This is a genomic window from Pseudoalteromonas sp. SG45-1 (genome assembly GCF_014164135.1).
GTDB classification, from domain to species: domain Bacteria; phylum Pseudomonadota; class Gammaproteobacteria; order Enterobacterales; family Alteromonadaceae; genus Pseudoalteromonas; species Pseudoalteromonas distincta.
Window position 1 is genome coordinate 209238 of the sequence record NZ_JACJEP010000003.1, and the last position, 21473, is coordinate 230710.

A 21473-nucleotide genomic window follows, 5' to 3' on the forward strand; every position below is an offset into this window, starting at 1 on the left:
CTTAAATTATGAAAGTTGAATTTTTTGGTGTTAGAGGCTCGATGCCTTCAGCTGGAAGTAATACACACATTTTTGGGGGAAATACCTCATGTGTGTACATTGAACAAAACAACGGTAAAGATCTTATTTTAGACTCTGGTACCGGTATTGTAGAACTCGGTACACGTTTACTAGAAACACAAAGTCCTATCAATATTTTGCTAACGCACAATCATTGGGATCATATTCAAGGGTTTCCTTTTTTTAAACCTATCTACCAGCCCAACCGCAATATAACCATTGTAGCTGGCAACGTTGATGATAAAAAAAGCCAAGATGCCATATTAAAGCAAATGAGTGGTTCGTACTTTCCTGTGTGTTATCAGGATTTACCTGCCAATATTACGCTTAATACTGATTTATCGTCTCAAAAGCAATTTACACTTAACGGTTTTTTGGTTTCGACTGCTCCACTGAATCACCCTGGTGGCGGTACTGCTTATTGCATTAAAGCAGATGAAAAAAAGATAGCTTACGTTACCGACAATGAGCTAAACCCACCAGACAAGCTAAACACAAGTATTTGCGAATGGAGTAATTTTATTGAAGGCGCTGATTTACTAATTCACGATGCTCAATTTATAGATGCAGACTTGCCTCTTAAGCATGGTTGGGGTCATAGCACCATAGATCAGGTTGCTGAGCTTGCTATAAAAGCGAGTATTAAAAATGTGATTATTATTAGCCACGATCCATCAAGAACCGATGAACAGTTAGTCTCTATAGAAAAGTATTTACAGACGCAGTACGCTCAACAGGTAAAAATAGAATGCGGCCGAGAAGGACGAGTTTTTGATTTTTAGTCTATCAAGGAGCGTTGCTCATTAGCTTCTTAAAACCCATTACCTCAAAGCACTTTTTTATTGGCGCTGTTATTACATTATTAATTGCATCAATAGAGTTATTTTCAACTGGGTCGCTTGCAAAGTTAGTTAACCGTGTAGAAGGTATAATATACGACTCTCGATTATTACTGACGCTTTCAGAGACGCCTAGACGCATCGATGAAACCGTTGTAATAATTGATATCGATGAAAAGAGCATGCAAGAACAAGGACGCTTTCCTTGGAGTCGCTCAAAATTAGCAGACCTTGTTACAAAGCTTAGTGATGCAGGTGTTATTGTTATTGCATTCGATATATTTTTTTCTGAACAGGAAGAAAACCCTGTTACAAAAATTATGTCTGAAATTCCTGATTTATCAAAAAAGTACACCATCCCCTTTGCTGAAATTACTAAACAAGTCGATGCAGACACAAAACTAGCAAGCGCATTATCTAAAAATGATACTGTTCTTGGTTTTTTACTAATTGATGAACAACTGACTAATCAAAACTTGCCAGCTAAAAACAGTGTTGTATGGGCAAGCGAAGAACACACTAATTCACAAATAAACCAGTTTCCTGGTGCTATTGTAAATATTCCACAGTTACAAAATGCTGCAACGGGCACCGGCTTTATTAATGCACATATCGACGAAGATGGCTTTATACGTAAAGCAGCTCTTATAAATCGAGTTGGCGATAAGCTTTATCCTTCTTTAGCACTTGAAGTTGCTCGACTTTATACCCTTGCTGAAAACATAGAAACCCGTTCCAATAGGTTAGATGGTATAACCTTATTCGAAGGTATAAAGTTTCAAGATAAGTGGATTCAAACTGATGAGTATGGGCAAATATTAATTCCTTACAAAGGGCGTGCGCATAGCTTCCCCTATTATTCGGCTACCGATATTTTGACCAAAAAAATTGGTTTAGATGAATTAGAAGGCACAGTAGCCTTTATTGGTACTTCCGCCGTAGGGCTTGCTGATTTAAGATCAACACCTGTTGGTTTGCAATACCCGGGTGTGGAGGTTCATGCCAATATATTTGAAGGGTTAATGCACCCAGAGCTACTGCCATCTAAACCTAATTGGTCACAGGGAGCAAGCTTACTCATCATTGCATTGACGGGTTGCGTACTGTCATTTTTTAGCCACGCTAAGAGCGCACGTTTTATTATTGTTTTGTCTCTTACAGTCACAAGTGTCGTTATATTTTTAAACGTTTATTTATGGTCAGTACAAAAAATTAGTTTACCTTTATTAATGCCTCTTTTACTTATCACTATATTAGCCGGTTATTACATCATTGTAGGCTCTATCGCTGAAATGAAACACAGCCGAAAAATAAAATCTATGTTTGACCAATATGTTCCTCCTGAGCGAATAAACCAAATGATACTTCAAGGTAAAAGTTTATCTCAAAAAAGTGAGCGAAAAAATATGACGGTGTTGTTTGCCGACATTCGTAGTTTCACTTCACTATCAGAAAGTATGTCGCCTCATCAGTTAAGTGAATATTTAAACGAATATCTTACAGCTATTACCAAAATCATATTTGATCATCACGGAACTATTGATAAGTACGTAGGCGATATGGTGATGGCATTTTGGAATGCCCCACTGAAAGATGAAAACCACGCTCGCCATGGTGTTGAAGCCGCAATGTCTATGATCAACGGGTTAACGAAAATAAATCAGTTATTTGCAGAAAACAACCAGCCTGCAATAAAAATAGGTATCGGTTTAAGTACTGGCGACATGAATGTAGGTGATATGGGTTCGGTTTACCGTAAAGCCTATACAGTTCTTGGTGATACTGTTAATTTAGGTGCTAGAGTAGAAAGCTTGACCAAATTTTATGGCGTAGCTATTCTTGTTACAGAAGAGACAATGAAAAAATGCCCTCATATTTCATTTCGTTTAATAGATAAAGTGCAAGTTGTTGGTAAAACAGCCGCTGTACAGTTGTTTGAACCTATAAACTTTACAGATAAGCTCGATGAAGAGCAGTTAAATGAAGTTAAAAAGTCGCAGCAGGCCATGACGCTTTTTTATAATAAAAACTGGCCACAAGCACTTAGCTTATTTAAAGAACTACGCAGTACAACCGTATTTAGCCCCAACATTTATGCCATTTTTATTGAACGTATTAAGGGCACTGATTTGCAAACACTAGCTAAGGATTGGAATGGTGCCTTCAAACATACTCAAAAGTAGTAAACATATGCGACAGCACATTAAAGACAAAACAAATCTTCAGCACTTTATCGATATTAGCATTAGACTAACAACCGAAAAAAACTCGTCTAAGTTACTTGATGAAATACTGCAAGTTGTAATGTCGATAGCACATTCTGATGCTGGCAGCATTTACTCTATTACCCCAAACAAACAACTCAAGTTTGAAACGGTAATAAACAAGTCATTAAATCTTTATTTAGGTGGCACGTTAGGTGGTCCTGTTGATTTTCCTAATATAGATCTTTTTATTGATGGCAAACCAAATGACACTGCTATTGTTGCGCATTCTGTTAATACAGGGGAAGTGATTAACATTCCTGACGTGTATGATGCCTTGCCTTTTGATATGAGCGCTGCACGCAAAATGGATGCACGCACGGGTTATCGTTCTGAGTCCATGCTAACAATTCCTTTAAAAGATCATGAAGATGACATTATTGGCGTAATCCAGCTTATAAATGTAAAAGATGCGCAAAATAAAAACATTCCTTTTAGTGAAGAGCTCGTCACTCTAATTCGATCTTTTGCCTCTTTAGGCGCTATTTCGCTAACTAACTCAACACTAATTAAGGGAATGGAAGATCTCTTTTCGACCTTTGCTGAAACAATTGCGATGGCAATAGATGAAAAGTCTCCTCATACCGGTGGCCATTGTAAACGAGTGCCAGCACTCACGTTAATGCTAGCTGATGCCGTTAATGATATAAATAAAGGTCCTTTGGCTTCATTTTCGATGACTGAAGCTGACCGACATGAGCTTGATATAGCTGGCTGGTTACATGACTGTGGGAAAATAGCGACCCCCGATCACATCATGGAAAAGTCGACAAAACTAGAAACTATTTTTGATCGAATAAAATATGTAGATGCTAAATTTGAAATAATTAGCCGAGATTTAAAAATAGCGTATCAGCAAAAGATCATCTGTGCGATGAAGCTGCAAAAACCTATCGAAGTTCAACAATTTGAACGCCTACTTGATACCGAGCTTAAACAGTTGGCATTAGACCGTGCATTATTACAGCGTGTTAATGTAGGGGGCGAGTTTTTAGGTGATGCAGAACTTGAGCACATTGAACGCATTGCAAACAAATACCAACTCGTTATTAATGATATTAATACACCATTGCTCTCAGCTGATGAAGTTGAAAACTTAACAATACGAAGAGGCACGCTAACCGAAGCCGAACGTGAAGTAATGAAGCGTCATATGGATGTAACTAAAAATATTTTAGATGCCCTGCCGTTTCCTAAACACTTAAGCAATGTTACTGAATATGCTTTAGGTCATCATGAAAAACTTGATGGTACTGGTTACCCAAGAGGTTTAACCAAAGAGCAAATGTCGGTGCCTGCAAGGTTAATGGCTATTACGGATATTTTTGAAGCGCTATCTGCAGTAGACAGACCCTACAAAAAAGCAAAACCGGTCAGTGAGTGTTTATTTATTTTAGGGTCAATGGTTGCTAAAAACCATCTTGATGGTGATATTTTTGCTATTTTTATTGAGTCAGAGGTTTATAAAAATTATATCAACGAGTATGCAGATCCAGAGCAGTTAGATGAGATAGATTTTGATAATTTACCCGGTTACACACCTATAAGTTAGCACCTATAAGCCATGCCTTTATTCAAAATGCGCTTATTACAGTCTATAACTATTGAAACAAAAAAATGCCACCATACGGTGGCATTTACACACGGGGTTATTTCTACTTATAGAAATCCTTTTACTTTTTATTTGTTTTTTTATGTTGTTTTATTAACAAAAAATATGGCTCCAAAGGTAGCATTTAGTGCTCTGTGTAGCAACAGTAAAAGATAAAGTTCATATATCTGCCATATTAACGTCATAAAAAAGCGCGAAGTAAATTCGCGCTCATAAACTTAACGGGCGTTATATTTTAATACACACGTACTTTTCTTCTAAGTACTCATCAAGCCCTTGATGACCGCCTTCTCGGCCTAAACCAGATTGCTTAACACCACCAAATGGCGCTACTGGGTTTGATATAACACCTTCGTTTACACCTACCATACCAAATTCAAGCCCTTCACTAATTCGGTAGACTTGCTTAATGTTTTGACTGTAAAAGTAGGCTGCTAGGCCAAATGGTACATCGTTAGCAAGTGCAAGCACTTCACTTTCTTCATCAAAAGGAATAACCGTCAATACTGGACCAAATACCTCTTCGTGGTAAATATCCATTTTTGTGGTGACATTGTTTACTATTAATGGATTTTGAAAGCTGCCACCTAAGTCACTGTTATCGCCAATCAGCGTCGCGCCCTTATCGAGTGCGTCTTGTACTAACTGTTGCACTTTCTCTTTGGCTTTAGGGTAAATGAGTGGACCAATATCAACATCGTCTTCAAAACCATTCGCCACTTTTAACGCTGCAACCTTAGGCGTGATTTTTGAAAGTACTTTGTCGAGAATATTACGTTGTATAAAAATACGGTTTGCAGCAACACATGCCTGCCCACTATTTCTAAATTTAGCCGCCATTAGCCCTTCAACAGCTTCATCTAAGTCGGCATTATCAAAAATAATAAAAGGTGCATTACCGCCAAGCTCCATCGAGGTGCGTTTAATTGTGTCTGCACATTGCGATAGCAACTGCTTACCTACACCAGTAGAGCCGGTAAATGTAAACTTACGCACGATTTCTGAGTCAGTCAGCATTTTACCTACTATTTTGGCATCTTGAGAAACCAGTACATTAAATGCACCTTTAACAAAACCAGCTTGATCGGCCAAATAAGCAAGTGCGATAGCGCATAGTGGCGTATGTTCAGAAGGTTTAAGTATAAAGCTACAGCCCGCAGCGTAGGCTGGCGCTACTTTACGAGTAACCATAGCAATAGGAAAGTTCCACGGCGTTATACCAGCTACAACACCGACAGGCTGCTTAAAGCTAGTTAAACGATGCGAGTCATCTGTTGGCGGAATTACATCTCCGTAACTACGTTTGGCTTCTTCTGCAAACCATTTGATAAAACCTGCACCGTAATCAATCTCACCAAGAGATTCTTTGAGTGGCTTGCCTTGCTCTTTGGTCATTAGCTCTGCAAGTGTTTGCTTGTGTTTTATTACTAGCTCATACCAGCGCATCAAGGTTTCGCTTCGCTCAGTGGCATTTGTCGTTTTTAACTTAACAAAAGCCCCTTGAGCTGCGTTTATTGCGCTATTTACACCCTGCTCGTCAATATCACTTACTTCAACAATACTTTTTTCGGTAGCGGGATCGTTAACGCTAAAGCGCGTATCAGTTTTATAAAATTCGCCGTTAATAAATGAGTCTGAGAAAATAAGATTACTCAAAATAAACCTCCAAAATTACGTTTTAAGGTGTTAGCTTTTAATACGTGACATAGAGCCAAGGCTAACATTTTAGGATCTTTGCTCACGTGAGAAGCGCAGCTTCTATATTTATAACCTAGAGTTAAAACACATAACGCCAGCAAGCTTTGCGTCTACAAAATAACATACGAGCTTTGCTTGTCACGCCTACAATTCACAAACAAAAAAGCCGCTGTATCAAACAGCGGCTTTTAATATATACATCGTTAAAAACTAGTGCTCTTCATTAACGATATTGAGATTGTACTTAGGTATTTCAACCACTAGGTCTTCATCTCTTATAATTGCTTGGCAACCAAGGCGTGACTCAGGCTCTAAGCCCCATGCTTTATCTAGCATGTCGTCTTCTAGCTCATCACTTTCTTCAAGTGAGTCAAATCCTTCACGAATCACTAAGTGACACGTAGTACATGCACAAGACTTTTCACAAGCATGCGCAATGCTAATACCATTTTTAAGCGCAGCGTCGAGTACCGTTTGACCTGTAGGAGCTTCAATTGCAGCGCCGTCAGGACATAATTCAGGATGTGGAAGAAAAACAATTTGTGGCATTCTAATCTCTCTTAAATGTTGTCTACTGACTGCCCTGTAAGGGCCTTTTTAATTGATGCATCCATTCTACGCGATGCAAAGTCGCTACTCGCATTATCGACTTTTTCGATAGCTGCTTTAATTTCGCCAGGCTCTTGTGCATTTTCGCGCACTTTTACCAGTTCTGCAATTTCAGCGCGTAAGTTAGCTAGTTGCATATCGTCAAGTAATGCACCATCGGCTTCAAGTGATGCGTTAAGCGCTTCTATTACGCGCAACGCTTCTACTTGTTGCTCTTTAAGCATACGCGCTTGCATGTCGCCTTTAGCGTTGCTCATTGATTCTTTTAGCATGTTAGCTACTTGGTCATCAGATAAACCAAACGAAGGCTTAACTTGAATCTCAGCTTGTACACCTGTTGATTTTTCCATAGCTGAAACACTTAATAGGCCATCAGCATCAACTTTAAAGGTTACACGAATATGCGCAGCGCCTGCCGCCATTGGTGGAATACCTTTTAAGCTAAACTTAGCAAGCGATCGACAATCATCAACAAGCTCACGCTCACCTTGCAGCACATGTAATGACATGGCTGTTTGACCGTCTTTAAACGTTGTAAATTCTTGTGCGCGTGCTACCGGAATCGTTGTATTACGCGGAATGATTTTTTCAACCAAACCACCCATCGTTTCAAGGCCTAGCGATAACGGTAATACATCAAGCAATAACATGTCAGAATCGGGCTTATTGCCAATTAACACGTCGGCTTGAAGCGCGGCACCTAAGGCTACAACACGATCAGGATCGATTGAAGTTAGCGGCTCTTTATCAAAAAAGCTTTGTACTTGGCTACGTACCAATGGCATACGGGTTGAACCGCCTACCATAATAACTTGCAGCACTTCTTCGTTTTCAATGCCAGCATCTTTTACAGCACGACGACACGAGCGAAGCGTTTTTTTAATTAGTGGCATAGCCATTTCATCAAACGTTTCGCGCGTTACTTCAACGGTGTATTTTTGATCGTCAAACTCAAGGCCCACGTTTACTTTAGCGTATTGGCTTAATGCTTCTTTACACGCTTTTGCTTTATTGATAAATAAACGTAAAACTGAAGGTGATAATGCTGACACACCTGTTTGCTGCTTAAAGTAATCAACAAGGAGCGAATCAAAGTCATCGCCGCCGAGGCTAGAGTCGCCACCGGTTGCCATTACTTCAAACACACCTTGGTGTAATCTAAGTACTGATATATCGAACGTACCACCGCCTAAATCATAAACAGCAATAATACCTTCTTGACCTGAATCTAAACCATAAGCGACTGCTGCTGCTGTTGGTTCATTTAATAAACGTAGTACGTTAATACCCGCAAGCTCTGCGGCATCTTTAGTACTTTGGCGCTGCGCGTCATCAAAGTACGCTGGTACTGTGATTACAGCCCCTAAAATTTCTTGGTTACCAAAACTTTGCTCAGCTCGTGCTTTTAATGCAGCTAAAATATGGCTTGATGCTTTAATTGGACTAATTTTACCTGCCGCAGTTTCTATTGCTAGCGCACCATTGTGCTCACAAAATTCATACGGTAGTTGCCCATAACTTTGCTCTATTTCAGCCTGAGTTTTACCTAAAAAACGCTTAACCGAAATAAGTGTGTTAGCAGGGTCTTGCGTTGCTGCTTGTGCAGCTTCTGCGCCAACAGTAATACCGCCTGCTTGATAACGAACAACCGACGGTAACATAGCCGCGCCAAGATCATCAGTTAACGTGCGGGCTTCGCCGCTTTGCACTGTTGCAACTAATGAATTAGTTGTACCAAGGTCAATACCAATTGCTAGTTTATGTTCGTGTGGTGCCGCGCTTTGCCCCGGCTCAGCAATTTGCAATAATGCCATAATGCTCTTTAAACTCGTGTTGCTCGCTTTGCAGCAAGTAATTAATCGTCAAATAAACTGTCTTCGATACGCTCTAGTTCTTCACGTAACTTATAAACAAACTTCAGTTTACGAATATTATCTGCGGCAAGTTGATATTGCTGCTCATCATTACTTGCTAATTGCTCAGCAAGTTGTGCACTGTATTGCGCGTTTAATTGCTTAATTTGTTTTTCAAAATTTGCAATGGCGGTATCAGGATCGCTAGCTGATGTTAGCTCTTCAAGTTCTTCGCGAAGTTCCATTTGCTGCATTAAAAACATTGGATCTTGCAAGGTTTGCTGCTCTGCACGAATATCAACGCCTAGCTCGCTCAACATATATTCAGCACGTTTTACTGGGTGCTTTAATGTTTGTAGCGCATCGTTAATTTCGGCAGTGCTTTGCACAGCCATTAACTTATCGCGGCTGCTCGCATTCGCGTGGCGATCGGGATGTACAGTACGCTGTAATTCCAAGTAGTGCTTGTTAACCGTTGCTAAATCAATATTGTAATCAACGGGGACTGCAAATAATTCAAAGTAACGCATAACTTCAACCAATAATATTCAGAAATAACAAAGCCCTACATTAACTGGCAGGGCTTATTTATACTACAAAGATATTTAAAGCTTAAACGGTAAAGCTTTCGCCACAACCACACTCATCTGCTTGATTCGGGTTATTAAATTTAAACCCTTCATTTAAGCCTTCTTTAGTGTAGTCGAGCTCTGTGCCATCGATGTAAACTAAGCTTTTAGCGTCAACAATTAATGTGACACCTTTAGCCGCAAAAGTTTCATCGTCTTCGTTTAAATCGTCAACAAACTCAAGTACATAAGCAAGACCTGAACAGCCCGTCGTTTTAATGCCAACGCGCAGGCCTAAACCTTTACCGCGGTTTGCTAAAAATGATTGTACGCGGTTTGCTGCCGCATCTGTCAATGTCACTGCCATGAGTTTCTCTTCTTACTTCGCTTGTTTGCTTTTGTAGTCTGCAATTGCTGCTTGAATTGCGTCTTCGGCTAAAATTGAACAGTGAATTTTCACTGGTGGCAACTCAAGCTCTGCACTGATATCAGTGTTTTTAATTGTCGCTGCTTCGTCTAGCGTTTTGCCTTTAACCCACTCTGTTACAAGTGAAGAAGAAGCAATTGCGCTACCACAACCGTAGGTTTTGAATTTTGCATCTTCAATAACGCCAGTGGCAGATACTTTAATTTGCAGTTTCATTACGTCACCACATGCTGGTGCGCCTACCATACCCGTTGCCACTGACGGATCGTTCTTATCTAGAGTACCTACGTTACGTGGGTTTTCTACGTGGTCGATTACTTTATCACTATAAGCCATTATTCTATCCTCATTACCTGCTAGGGTATGTGCTCACACTATTAGTGGTGAGCCCATTCAACTGAATCTAAATCAATACCTTCTTGATGCATCTCCCAAAGTGGAGACATCTCACGTAGGCGACCGATAGAGTTTTTCATTAATTCGACGGTGTAATCAATCTCTTCTTCGGTAGTAAAGCGACCAATACTAAAACGAATTGAGCTATGTGCTAATTCGTCGTTACGGCCAAGTGCACGTAATACATAAGAAGGCTCTAAGCTTGCAGATGTACAGGCTGAACCTGACGATACTGCAATGTCTTTTACTGCCATAAGTAACGACTCACCTTCAACAAAGTTAAAGCTGATGTTTACAATACCCGGTACTGATTGGTCTTGTGTGCCGTTAAAGTATACTTCGTCCATATCAGCCATAATGCCGTCGATTAAACGATTACGTAAGGCGCTGATGTGTGCGTGATCTTTTTCGAAATCTTGCTTAGCAATTTTAAACGCAGTACCCATACCCACTAATTGGTGAGTTGCTAGTGTACCAGAGCGCATACCGCGTTCATGTCCGCCACCGTGCATTTGCGCTTCAAGGCGAGCACGTGGTTTACGACGAACGTAAAGTGCACCAACACCTTTAGGGCCATACACTTTATGTGCAGAGAACGACATAAAATCAACTTTAAGCTGTTGCACGTCGATTAATACTTTGCCCGCGCTTTGCGCTGCATCTACGTGGAACATAATTTTACGTTCGCGACACATTTCGCCAATAGTCGCGATATCTTGAATCACACCTAGCTCGTTATTAACGTGCATGATGCTTACAAGTACTGTGTCGTCACGCATTGTGTCGGCAAGTTTTTGTAAATCAAGTAGGCCGTTTTCTTCAACGTCCATGTAAGTTACTTCAAAACCTTGGCGCTCAAGCTCACGACATGTGTCGATTACAGCTTTATGCTCAGTTTTAGCGGTAATAACGTGCTTACCTTTTTTCTTGTAAAACTGTGCTGCACCTTTAATAGCAAGGTTATTTGATTCTGTTGCACCCGATGTGAAAACAATTTCACGTGGGTCTGCATTAATTAAATCAGCAATATCTGTACGCGCTTGGTCAACAGCTTCTTCTGCTTGCCAACCAAAACGGTGTGAGCGTGACGCAGGATTACCAAACTTACCGTCCATTGTCAGGCACTGCATCATTTCTTTAGCAACACGTTCATCAACAGGCGTGGTCGCTGCGTAATCTAAATAAATCGGTAACTTCATTTCTCTCTCCGCTGCAGGTCAACCTTAAAGTTGACAGCTTACTTGAATGTTTTCCAACTGCTTAATTGCATTATTGATACTGTTATCTTGGCGCGATGCTATTTCTTTCACATCTGATTTTTCCACCAATTCAGCAAGGGTAATATTATTCAAAAATTCTTCTATGCGTGCGCTTAAGTCTGACCACAAATTATGTGTTAAACAACGCATACCACTCTGACAGCCGGTATCGGCACCTTGGCAACGTGTTGCATCGACCGATTCGTCTACGGCGCTAATAATATCGCCAACAGAGATAACGCTCGCTTCACGCCCTAGTAAATAACCACCACCAGGTCCACGAACAGAACTTACTAGGCCATTTTTACGTAAACGAGCAAATAATTGTTCAAGGTAAGACAAAGAAATTTCTTGTCTTTGTGAAATATCAGCAAGGGCTACAGGACCTACACCTGTGTGTAGTGCAACATCCAGCATAGCTGTAACGGCATATCTGCCTTTTGATGTTAACTTCATAACGCCCCCTGCACAAAAGAGTGCAAATTTTAATTACCAGAGTAAATTAGTCAAGTATTATCACTTGATAAAAATTTGATTTATAAACTCTTACTTTTTAAATTGTAGAGTTAACAAACTTTTAATACTTGACCTCTTTGGTCAAGTATTACAGCCATTGTAATTACCTGAGTATTTTAGTCAAGTATTAGCTAGTTATTTACCCATTGGTTTTTATAACTAATAGCTATACCTAAGTTACTTAGGGATAGACTTATTAATTGAAGTGAGAATACCGCGTAAAATATTCATTTCGGCATCTTCAGGGTGAGCTCGGTTAAATAAACGACGTAATTTAGTCATAACTAACCCAGGGTGCTGTTTGATAATAAAACCGGTTTTGAAAAGCGTCTCTTCAAGGTGCTCATAAAACAGTTCTGTTTGTTTTGAGCTTGGGTAAACTGCATCGTCTTCTTCAACCTTTTTAGGTTGTTGATTTAAAAACGCCATACGTGTTTCGTAACTAAGTGTTTGTACGGCCATAGCTAAATTAAGCGAGCTGTACTCTGGATTAGCAGGAATACATACGTGGTAATTACAAAGCTGTAATTCTTCATTAGTTAAGCCGCTGTTTTCACGACCAAATACTAGCGCTACAGGACCATTTACGGCTTCAGCAACGAGTTTTTCACCACATTCACGTGGTTCAACCATTGGCCACGAAAGCGTACGAGAACGCGCACTTGTGCCAATTGTTAATGTACAGTCAGCGATAGCTTCTTCAACAGTACCTACAATAACTGCATTGCCTAAAACGTCAGTTGCGCCTGCGGCTAAAGCACTTGCTTGGCTGTCTATTTCACAAGCAGGATCAACTAAATAAAGCTTTGATAAACCCATGGTTTTCATGGCGCGAGCCGCCGAACCAATATTGCCCGAATGTGACGTGTTAACTAAAACAATGCGAATATCATCTAAGATCATTACTGTGCTACTTTGCTATGCCAAAAAATTGCGCAAATTCTAACATGAAAATGTAATAAGATCCTAGATTCAAAAGGCTAGATCCTAAGATCCAAGCCAATATAACGATTCTTACATGGGTAAATTCTAGGGATATACCACCAATTTGTTTTGATGTTTAAACCATTGCTGCCTTTACATAGACATCAAAACGGTTCTTTTTGGTTTTAATTTGCATACTTGGGGTTTTGTCATTTAAAAATGGGGCGTAATCGGGGCGTTTTACTACTACGCGCTTACTGGCGAGTGGGTAGGCGAATTCGAGTAAATCGTCAGCGTCGGTATCTGCACCAACAAGCTCTTGAAATACACGCATTTCTTTTTTAACTAATGCTGATTTTTCGCGGTGCGGGAACATAGGATCTAAATAAACCACATCGGGCATGCTTTCACATTGCGATAGTAGGGTATGGCTTGAACCAAATATTAGGCTCATATTTTCTTTCATCCACAAACCAATTTCAATATCGCTATAGGCTCGCTTTAAGCCATCGTATAAAAGTGCAGCTACAACCGGGTGACGTTCATGTAATATAACTTTGCACCCTAGCGAGGCAAGTACGAAGCCATCTCGCCCAAGGCCTGCGGTAGCATCGAGTACAACAGGCGTTGCACCTTTATTTAAGCCAACCGCTTTGGCAATTGCTTGCCCTTTACCACCGCCAAACTTACGCCTATGGGCGGCAGCACCGGTTACAAAATCAACGTTAATTGCACCTAGTTTAGGCTCGTCGGTTTTAAATAGGCTTAACCCTTTATCGTCGTAATGTAAGCTAAAGCCACTGCAATTTTGCGCCCATTGGGCTAAACCAAAGCGTGTTTCTAATTCATTTAAATAAGGGCGTAACTCTTTAAAAGCACACTGAATAACCACAATAAACTCCGACGATAAAATACGCCTGTAGTATATCAACCGCTTTACTTTAAAGCACTAAAATAGCTCTATATCACTATGATGATTAGTATTGACCTTTGCGGCTTCCGCTTTAGTGCGTAAATTAGATATAAGCTCATTGCGGCTTTCGGCAACTTGTTTAAGCTGATATTTGATAAAGGCTAAATCACTATTAGCCGATACAAATAACTGCATCGTTTGATCCAGTTGGGATATATATAAAGTGAGATCCGCGGGATTTGCTTGTGTTTGTTGTAGCTTAATGGCGCAGTCAAGTTCATGTAGCTGTTCTATAAATATTTTAGTACTTTTGTTTTGCTCTATATTTTGTGTAGTTAACTGCTTAACAATATCTTGAAGGGCTGTACTTATTTGAGCTGCCTGCTCATAACTGCTTTCGCTTCTTTCCATGGTAATAACCTTCTCGTTGGTTACTTCTAATATATGCGGGAACAGATCTTTATAGCGCCCGTACAAAGCATCGTTATCAACTGGCATATTTTTTATTAAAAGGGATACTTTGGGGTAATTAATTATAGTACTACTACCAATATCAACAAATCGTTGAGCTTGTCTGTGTTGCTCCAGCAGCTCTTGCTCTAACGGGCAAACACCACTTTGCTGGCTGTAAAAAACACCTGTTCCTTGATACCAAAACACAACCACAACATCTAAATTTAAAGGAGCAAAAAAGGTAAAAAAGTGTTCACTCAACGATTGAAAGTTATTAGCGTGATAGCTTTGTCCAACGTAGCGCATTATACGGCCCATATCGCCCGACTCTGTCATCGCTATTTCCGCTGTTTTATTCGCTTTTGCTATATCCAATTTTAGCTTTGCACATTGCTGTCGATATTCGTAAAGCACTTTTATACGCGCTATTAACTCTTCTGCGTTAAAGGGTTTAGTAATGTAATCAGATGCGCCAACACTATAACCTTTTACCCGATCGCTTAACTCTATTTTAGATGAGAGAAACATAACGGGAATATCTTGAGTGCTTTCACTTTGCTTTATCGTTTTACATACGTCATAGCCTGACATACCTGGCATTTCAATATCGAGTAAAATAATATCAGGGTTATATTTATTGGTTAGCCTTAATCCTTCATCGCCATCTTTTGCATGAATTATTTTACAAAACCCTGCTAAAGACTCTTCAATTATATGATGAACATATTTGTCGTCATCAATTGCTAATACCAACTTTGCCATGCCTTAATCCATTTTAATAGGTGTGCTAAAAGCATAGTACGACAGGATGAAATTACTAAAAATTATTAGATAATAATTTACAAATAATAAAAAAGCGCCATTTAGGCGCTTTAATTTGGTTTGTGCTAAATATTAGATTTTTAAGCTGCAATACCGCTGTGACGTAGTAACGCGTCAACATTTGGCTCTCGACCACGGAACTTTTTAAATAATTCCATTGGCTCTTCACTGCCGCCTTTTTCTAAAATATTTTGCATGAAGGCTTGACCGGTTTGCGGGTTAAAAATACCTTCTTCTTCAAATTTAGAATAAGCATCAGCAGAGAGTACTTCAGCCCATTTATATGAGTAATAACCAGCGCTGTAACCGCCTGCAAAAATGTGGCTAAAGCCATGCTGAAAACGGTTAAACTCAGGAGGCTTAACGACCGAGGTACGGCTGCGTACGTCATCAAGTACTGCTTGAATTTGACACTCTTCACCCGCTTTATAATCATTGTGGATTTTAAAGTCGAATAACGAGAACTCAATTTGACGCAGCATTTGCATGCCTGAGTTGTAGTTTTTAGCCGCTAGTAGCTTATCAAGTAGCTCTTTAGGTAACGGCTCGCCCGTTTCATAATGACCTGAAATAAAGCTCAATGCTTCTTCTTCATAACACCAGTTTTCTAAAAACTGACTAGGAAGCTCTACCGCATCCCACGCCACGCCATTAATACCCGCAACAGGGGCAGCATCAACTTGTGTAAGCATGTGGTGAATACCATGACCAAACTCGTGGAATAAGGTAGTCACTTCGTCATGAGTAAACAATGCAGGTTTATCGCCAACCGCTTTATTAAAATTACACACTAAATAAGCCACTGGAGTTTGTAGTTCGCCGTTAGCACGTACTTTACGACCCATACAGTCGTCCATCCACGCACCACCGCGTTTACGGTCGCGTGCATATAAATCGAGATAAAAACGTCCACGTAAGGTATTGCTGCTATCTACAATTTCAAAAAAACGTACATCTTTGTGGTAAGTATCAAAATCAGTAACTTCTTTTACGCTAATACCAAATAAGCGGTTAACGGTTTCGAATAAGCCACTTAATACTTTATTTGCAGGGAAGTAAGGACGTAGTACTTCATCTGAAATAGCGTATTTTTCTTGCTTAAGTTTTTCGCTGTAGTAACCAAAATCCCATGCCTGTAATTCAGAAATACCATGTTTTTGCTCAGCATAGGCTTTTAACTCTGCCACTTCTTGTTCTGCTTGTGGTTTTGATTTAGCAGCAAGGTCTTCTAAAAACGAGAATACTTGCGCTGGTGTTTCGGCCATTTTAGTTGCCAGTGACTTTTCAGCGTAGCTGTTAAATCCTAGTAACTGTGCAAGTTCATGGCGAAGCGCAAGCTCCTCACTCATAATCTCTGAGTTATCAAATTCACCGGCATTAGGGCCTTGATCTGATGCGCGCGTAGAAAACGCGGTGTAAGTTTCTCTGCGGAGTTCGCGGTTATCTGCATAGGTCATAATTGGTAAATACGACGGGAAATCAAGGGTGAATACCCAACCGTCTAACTCTTTACTTTTTGCTGTGTCAGCTGCAAGCGCTAAAGCAGATTCTGGCAAGCCAGCTAAGTCGCTTTCATCAGTAATATGTTTGTGCCAAGCAAGTGTGGCATCCATTACGTTGTTGCCAAATTTTGAGGCAAGTTCTGATAAACGCGCGCTAATTTCGCCGTAGCGTTTTTGCTGCTTTGGCGCTAATGCAATACCCGATAATTTAAAATCACGAAGCGCATTAGTAATTGTTTTTTGTTGTGCTGTAGTCAGCGTTTTAAATTCGTCGCTGTTATAAAGCGTATTATACGCGTTGTATAAACCTTGATGCTGACCTACAAATGTTGAATATTCAGATATTAACGGTAAGCACTGCTCGTAAGCTTCACGTAATTCGTCGTTATTCATTACTGAATTTAAATGCGATACAGGGGAGAACATACGCGATAATTTGTCGTCGGCTTCTTCAAGGGGTAATACTAAGTCATCCCACGTGTACGAACCTTTCGCTAGCACGTCATCAATGGCTTTACGACAAAGCTCAATACCGTCTTTTAGTGCTGGTACTACGTACTCAGGCTTTATTTTTGAAAATGGTGGTAAGCCTTCAAGGCCAATTAGTGGGTTGCTCATAAATACTCTCTTTGCGTTAATGCATTACGTTTTAAATTGGGTCTAAAAGTAAAAAAACAACTCAGCCGCTTTTAAGTTGTTTAATTTTAATAAGGTTGCTCTAAAGCAAAACACAAATAACCCATTAATGAGTCGGCCACTTTATAACGTTCTAGTACCGTATCAACTAGGTTATTACTGCATATTTGCTTTTGAGTAAGTGGGCTAATGGCTATAAAGTCTTTTCGTTTGAGCTCATCTATTAAGGGATGATCTTTTTCAAAACCCCTTGGTGGGCGTTTTAGCGACTCTCCTGACATTTCAAATATAGATTTAAATTGCTCATCATAAATTGCTTTTTTATAGCTATTTGGGTTTTCATCTATGCAGGTTCTAATGGCATTAAGCGCCTTTGATTCTGGTCGCCAAATACCAGCACCTACAAAACATTCGTCATTTGCTAAGTGAAAATAAAAACCAGGGGCGTGTACGTCTTTTCCCATAAAATGGCGAAATTGAATTCCTACATTAATTTTATATGGGGTTTTATCTTTACTAAAACGCGCGTCTTTATGGATTCTCATTAAACTACCGCCGACTTTTTTATCTGATGCGACAAAATGGCTAGAAACCTCAGCAAGTGGTGCTTGCATTTGCCTAATGAAATCTAAAGCGGGCTCTCTTACGTATTCCTCATACTGTGATTTATGGTCATTAAACCAGTCTCTATTATTGTTTTGATCAAGCTGAGCAAGAAATTCGAATGTTTTTTTACTAAACATAGGTCACCTAAACACTCTTTATTTTTAAAACTTAATGTTATGCTAATGCGCATAAAACTCAACGCCTAAGGACATAAAATGACACAACACTTTGATTATATTGCAATCGGTGGTGGCAGTGGTGGTATTGCCTCTGCAAATAGAGCGGCAATGCGTGGCGCTAAAGTAGCACTTATAGAAGCAAAACACATGGGCGGCACGTGTGTAAACGTGGGCTGTGTACCTAAAAAAGTAATGTGGCACGGTGCTCAGGTTGCTGAAGCAATTAATTTATATGCCCCAGATTACGGCTTTAATGTTGAAGTTAAAGGCTTTGATTGGAGCAAGTTAGTAGAAAGCCGTGAAGCCTACATAGGTCGAATTCATAAAGGTTATGACAGTGGCCTTGCTAGCAATGGCGTTACTGTAATTAAAGGCTTTGCTAAATTTGTAGATAATAAAACAGTTGAAGTAAACGGCAAGCACTACACAGCCGACCATATATTAATTGCAGTAGGTGGACGCCCAAGCATTCCGCATATTGAAGGTGCTGAACACGGTATCGATTCAAATGGCTTTTTTGAGCTAAAAGAGCAACCTAAGCGCGTTGCAGTAATAGGCGCAGGCTACATAGCCGTTGAGCTTGCTGGTGTATTACATGGTTTAGGTACTGAAACACATTTATTTGTTCGTAAGCATTCTCCACTTCGTAACTTTGACCCATACATAGTTGAAACCCTTGTTGATGTTATGGCTGCCGAAGGCCCTACTCTTCATACAGAATCTGTACCTCATAAATTAGTTAAAGAAGATGATGGCTCTGTAACGCTACATTTAGATAATGGTAAAACTCATAACGTTGACCAAGTAATTTGGGCCATTGGCCGCCAGCCAACAACAGATGCAATTAATGTAGCTGCTGCCGGCGTGGAAGTTAACAGCGATGGTTTTGTTAAAGTTGATGAGTTTCAAAATACCACAGCTAAAAACGTTTATGCTGTTGGTGATATTATCGAAAACGGTATTGAACTTACGCCTGTAGCAGTTAAAGCAGGGCGTACTTTATCAGAACGCTTATTTAATAAAGAACTACCTGATGATTTAAAAATGGATTACAGCCTAGTTCCTACTGTTGTATTTAGTCACCCACCAATTGGTACTATTGGCCTTACTGAACAAGAAGCTATTTCTCAATACGGCGAAGAAAACGTTAAGATTTACCAATCTGGTTTTACAGCTATGTACACAGCGGTAACTAAACATCGCCAGCCTTGTAAAATGAAACTTGTATGTGCCGGCCCAGACGAAAAAGTAGTTGGCCTACATGGTATTGGTTTTGCGGTTGATGAAATGATTCAAGGTTTTGCAGTTGCCATGAAAATGGGCGCTACTAAAGCTGATTTTGATGCCGTTGTTGCGATTCACCCAACAGGTTCTGAAGAGTTTGTTACTATGCGCTAGGCGCTAAACTCTAAGCGCTCAATTATAAAAAGCCCTTGTTAAGTAATTAGTAAGGGCTTTTTAATGCTTGTTATATTTTGCACAATAAACCACTTAAAACGTCACATTAAAAACATCCATTCAACATTAAAAAAACATCTAAGCCATTATTTTAACAGTAAAAATTTTAGACCAATAAAAAGGTTAAAAGTTTAAATTTTGTTTTGGCTTTAAAGCATTTTAACGATTAGAATCCCGCGCATTTATAGTTTCTCTTGGTTATTTATGTTTTTACTGCGATCTTTTATTTATTTATTATGCCTAGCGGGTGTTGCTCATTTAATTCAACTTGAAGGGTTTGAATTAAAACAGGATGCACTTTACAGTGAAGAAACTCTTACCGAACATATGCAAGATGTTTTAACTTTTTTAAGCTGTATTTTATTTTTTTACGCTTCGCGAATTAACTTTCAACTCAAAATACCGGCTGTATTACTAGCTGCGTTATCGGCAATGATGTTTGTGAGAGAGTTTGATACCTACCTCGACCTATACTTTTTTGATGGCGCTTGGCAAAGTATCGTCTATTCAATTTTAGCTGGCGTGTTTGTTTATTTAATAACAAACAGAGGAAGTATTTTTAACGCTTTAAAAGCCTATAGCCTCACTCCTAGTTATGGAATTTGCTTATCAGGCATGGTTACTTTACTCGCATTTTCGCGAATGATGGGCAAAGGCGCATTTTGGCATTCAGTAATGGGTGATGACTATGTACGTGCGGTAAAAAACATTGTTGAAGAAGGTATAGAAACGCTTGGCTATACTTTGATTTTTATTTCAGCCATTGAGCTTGTACTCATATGCCGAAAAAGAATGGCTAAAAATCACAAGCATTGCACTGATCAAGTAACTCAATAACATAGCTACATTTTTTATTGGTTACTTTTTTTACACTAAATTTGCTAATTGGTTTAATAAATCAATATACTGAGCCTGTTTTTATCAACTCACATTTAATTGGATACCATGACTAGAGATATATTGCTGCATCCGTTTCTTCTTTCAATTGTAATGATCACAATTGCATTTGTACTAAAAGTGCTTGTTGATAAGCTTGCTAAAAGTCGCGCAGAAAAAAAAGAAAAAGACATCCGTTACATCGCACACAATATTAAGCACTTTATTAATTTTGTAATGATGATATCGCTGCTATTTGTGTGGTCTACTGAAATTCAAAACTTTGCACTTTCTATTGCTGCTTTTGCCGTGGCGATTGTACTTGCAACGCGTGAGTTTATTCAGTGTGTAATAGGCTTTTTTTACCTCGTAACAACTCGCCCGTTTAGAGTGGGTGATTGGATACAAGTTGGTGATTACTTTGGTGAAGTAGCTGAAACGGATTGGATAAAAACAACCATGCATGAAATTGATATACATACTTATCAATTTTCTAGAAAAACCATATACATACCTAATAATAAGCTGATTACCAGCTCTATTAAAAACTTAAACTTTGTAAAACGCTTTGTTACACATCATTTTATTATTGTCCGAAGAGAGAGCTTTAACCCGTACCCTATTCACGACACACTCACTGAGCAAGCTAAACTGTACTGCGAAGAGTTTCAAGAAGTAGCAAGCCGTTATAATTCGATGATTGAGCGTAAACTTGATGCAAAAATATCTGGCCCAGAGCCGGTAATTCACTTTGGTACAACCGATTTAGGTGAATTTAAAGCAAGCTTTACCTTGTTTTGCCCGACAGAAAAAGCGCTTGAGATAGAGCACAAATTAACAGAGTGCTTTTTTGCGTTATGGTACAAAGAGGCTGAAAAAAATAAAGAAGGTGAAGGAGAGGCATAAACCTCGCCTACACAAAGTAAAAATACAAATCGTAGGTGCGAATTTATTTCGCGCTCTATTTCTAAGTCTGTATTTAAAAAGCGAGGTATAAAACCT

At 39.5% G+C, this 21473-nt stretch carries 19 protein-coding genes; 6 read left to right on the forward strand and 13 right to left on the reverse strand.

The window, feature by feature from the left end:
* Nucleotides 1-8 precede the first annotated feature (8 nt).
* The 3 genes from H5117_RS04690 to H5117_RS04700 are packed head-to-tail and all read left to right on the forward strand — an operon-like array spanning nt 9 to nt 4715.
* Nucleotides 9-842 (forward strand): MBL fold metallo-hydrolase, encoded by an 834-nt coding sequence (locus tag H5117_RS04690; protein ID WP_182736306.1) that lies wholly within the window; start codon nt 9-11, stop codon nt 840-842.
* A gap of 14 nt (nt 843-856) precedes the next feature.
* The gene (locus H5117_RS04695; protein WP_182736307.1) at nt 857-3082 is read left to right on the forward strand and encodes a CHASE2 domain-containing protein; all 2226 of its coding nucleotides are present in this window, start codon (nt 857-859) and stop codon (nt 3080-3082) included.
* The gene (locus H5117_RS04700; protein ID WP_182692623.1) at nt 3054-4715 is read left to right on the forward strand and encodes an HD family phosphohydrolase; all 1662 of its coding nucleotides are present in this window, start codon (nt 3054-3056) and stop codon (nt 4713-4715) included. The genes H5117_RS04695 and H5117_RS04700 overlap by 29 nt, the downstream gene beginning before the upstream one ends.
* Before the next feature lie 288 nt (nt 4716-5003).
* On the opposite strand, the gene H5117_RS04705 is transcribed toward H5117_RS04700, so the two are convergent.
* The 13 genes from H5117_RS04705 to H5117_RS04765 form a co-directional block, all read right to left on the reverse strand.
* On the reverse strand, nt 5004-6431 hold the full coding sequence (locus H5117_RS04705) for an NAD-dependent succinate-semialdehyde dehydrogenase (protein ID WP_182712123.1): 1428 nt from the start codon (nt 6429-6431) through the stop codon (nt 5004-5006).
* A gap of 252 nt (nt 6432-6683) precedes the next feature.
* A complete protein-coding gene (gene fdx / locus H5117_RS04710) occupies nt 6684-7022 on the reverse strand; it encodes an ISC system 2Fe-2S type ferredoxin (protein WP_002958430.1) in 339 nt (112 codons plus the stop codon).
* 11 nt (nt 7023-7033) lie between these two features.
* Nucleotides 7034-8896 carry a Fe-S protein assembly chaperone HscA gene (gene hscA / locus H5117_RS04715; protein WP_002958429.1) on the reverse strand — a complete coding sequence of 621 codons (1863 nt, stop codon included), beginning with the start codon at nt 8894-8896 and terminating at the stop codon, nt 7034-7036.
* Between the two features lie 41 nt (nt 8897-8937).
* Nucleotides 8938-9465, reverse strand: coding sequence for a co-chaperone HscB (gene hscB, locus H5117_RS04720; RefSeq protein WP_002958428.1), 528 nt, complete (start codon nt 9463-9465; stop codon nt 8938-8940).
* Between the two features lie 82 nt (nt 9466-9547).
* Nucleotides 9548-9871 carry an iron-sulfur cluster assembly protein IscA gene (iscA, locus tag H5117_RS04725; protein WP_002958427.1) on the reverse strand — a complete coding sequence of 108 codons (324 nt, stop codon included), beginning with the start codon at nt 9869-9871 and terminating at the stop codon, nt 9548-9550.
* Between the two features lie 12 nt (nt 9872-9883).
* Nucleotides 9884-10267, reverse strand: a complete 384-nt coding sequence (gene iscU, locus H5117_RS04730) for a Fe-S cluster assembly scaffold IscU (protein WP_002958426.1) — start codon at nt 10265-10267, stop codon at nt 9884-9886.
* A gap of 41 nt (nt 10268-10308) precedes the next feature.
* Entirely contained in the window at nt 10309-11526 is a 1218-nt protein-coding gene (locus tag H5117_RS04735) for an IscS subfamily cysteine desulfurase (protein WP_002958425.1), read from the reverse strand.
* A gap of 24 nt (nt 11527-11550) precedes the next feature.
* The gene (iscR, locus tag H5117_RS04740; protein WP_007586371.1) at nt 11551-12042 is read right to left on the reverse strand and encodes a Fe-S cluster assembly transcriptional regulator IscR; all 492 of its coding nucleotides are present in this window, start codon (nt 12040-12042) and stop codon (nt 11551-11553) included.
* Between the two features lie 237 nt (nt 12043-12279).
* A complete protein-coding gene (trmJ, locus tag H5117_RS04745; protein WP_002958423.1) occupies nt 12280-13005 on the reverse strand; it encodes a tRNA (cytosine(32)/uridine(32)-2'-O)-methyltransferase TrmJ in 726 nt (241 codons plus the stop codon).
* 157 nt (nt 13006-13162) lie between these two features.
* Nucleotides 13163-13918 carry a class I SAM-dependent methyltransferase gene (locus H5117_RS04750; RefSeq protein WP_024598033.1) on the reverse strand — a complete coding sequence of 252 codons (756 nt, stop codon included), beginning with the start codon at nt 13916-13918 and terminating at the stop codon, nt 13163-13165.
* A gap of 57 nt (nt 13919-13975) precedes the next feature.
* Nucleotides 13976-15154 (reverse strand): response regulator transcription factor, encoded by a 1179-nt coding sequence (locus tag H5117_RS04755; protein WP_182716452.1) that lies wholly within the window; start codon nt 15152-15154, stop codon nt 13976-13978.
* 140 nt (nt 15155-15294) lie between these two features.
* Nucleotides 15295-17334, reverse strand: coding sequence for an oligopeptidase A (prlC, locus tag H5117_RS04760; protein ID WP_149602058.1), 2040 nt, complete (start codon nt 17332-17334; stop codon nt 15295-15297).
* An 86-nt stretch (nt 17335-17420) separates the two neighbouring features.
* Complete coding sequence (locus tag H5117_RS04765; protein ID WP_138488457.1) at nt 17421-18095, reverse strand: DUF2461 domain-containing protein; 675 nt, start codon at nt 18093-18095, stop codon at nt 17421-17423.
* A 78-nt stretch (nt 18096-18173) separates the two neighbouring features.
* Between H5117_RS04765 and gorA the strand changes: the two genes are divergently transcribed.
* The 3 genes from gorA to H5117_RS04780 all read left to right on the forward strand — a co-directional run bounded on the left by gorA (nt 18174) and on the right by H5117_RS04780 (nt 21377).
* Nucleotides 18174-19535 carry a glutathione-disulfide reductase gene (gorA, locus tag H5117_RS04770; protein WP_182671026.1) on the forward strand — a complete coding sequence of 454 codons (1362 nt, stop codon included), beginning with the start codon at nt 18174-18176 and terminating at the stop codon, nt 19533-19535.
* A gap of 264 nt (nt 19536-19799) precedes the next feature.
* Nucleotides 19800-20432, forward strand: coding sequence for a hypothetical protein (locus tag H5117_RS04775; RefSeq protein WP_165742883.1), 633 nt, complete (start codon nt 19800-19802; stop codon nt 20430-20432).
* Between the two features lie 108 nt (nt 20433-20540).
* Nucleotides 20541-21377, forward strand: coding sequence for a mechanosensitive ion channel family protein (locus H5117_RS04780; RefSeq protein WP_182724178.1), 837 nt, complete (start codon nt 20541-20543; stop codon nt 21375-21377).
* Nucleotides 21378-21473 lie beyond the last annotated feature (96 nt).

Bases quoted from the DNA above. Each gene is read 5' to 3' on its own strand.
- H5117_RS04690 (WP_182736306.1), top strand. From the start codon at position 9: ATGAAAGTTGAATTTTTTGGTGTTAGAGGCTCGATGCCTTCAGCTGGA.
- H5117_RS04700 (WP_182692623.1), top strand. From the start codon at position 3,054: ATGGTGCCTTCAAACATACTCAAAAGTAGTAAACATATGCGACAGCAC.
- fdx (WP_002958430.1), bottom strand. From the start codon at position 7,022: ATGCCACAAATTGTTTTTCTTCCACATCCTGAATTATGTCCTGACGGC.
- hscA (WP_002958429.1), bottom strand. From the start codon at position 8,896: ATGGCATTATTGCAAATTGCTGAGCCGGGGCAAAGCGCGGCACCACAC.
- hscB (WP_002958428.1), bottom strand. From the start codon at position 9,465: ATGCGTTACTTTGAATTATTTGCAGTCCCCGTTGATTACAATATTGAT.
- iscA (WP_002958427.1), bottom strand. From the start codon at position 9,871: ATGGCAGTGACATTGACAGATGCGGCAGCAAACCGCGTACAATCATTT.
- iscU (WP_002958426.1), bottom strand. From the start codon at position 10,267: ATGGCTTATAGTGATAAAGTAATCGACCACGTAGAAAACCCACGTAAC.
- H5117_RS04735 (WP_002958425.1), bottom strand. From the start codon at position 11,526: ATGAAGTTACCGATTTATTTAGATTACGCAGCGACCACGCCTGTTGAT.
- iscR (WP_007586371.1), bottom strand. From the start codon at position 12,042: ATGAAGTTAACATCAAAAGGCAGATATGCCGTTACAGCTATGCTGGAT.
- trmJ (WP_002958423.1), bottom strand. From the start codon at position 13,005: ATGATCTTAGATGATATTCGCATTGTTTTAGTTAACACGTCACATTCG.
- H5117_RS04755 (WP_182716452.1), bottom strand. From the start codon at position 15,154: ATGGCAAAGTTGGTATTAGCAATTGATGACGACAAATATGTTCATCAT.
- prlC (WP_149602058.1), bottom strand. From the start codon at position 17,334: ATGAGCAACCCACTAATTGGCCTTGAAGGCTTACCACCATTTTCAAAA.
- H5117_RS04765 (WP_138488457.1), bottom strand. From the start codon at position 18,095: ATGTTTAGTAAAAAAACATTCGAATTTCTTGCTCAGCTTGATCAAAAC.
- gorA (WP_182671026.1), top strand. From the start codon at position 18,174: ATGACACAACACTTTGATTATATTGCAATCGGTGGTGGCAGTGGTGGT.
- H5117_RS04775 (WP_165742883.1), top strand. From the start codon at position 19,800: ATGTTTTTACTGCGATCTTTTATTTATTTATTATGCCTAGCGGGTGTT.
- H5117_RS04780 (WP_182724178.1), top strand. From the start codon at position 20,541: ATGACTAGAGATATATTGCTGCATCCGTTTCTTCTTTCAATTGTAATG.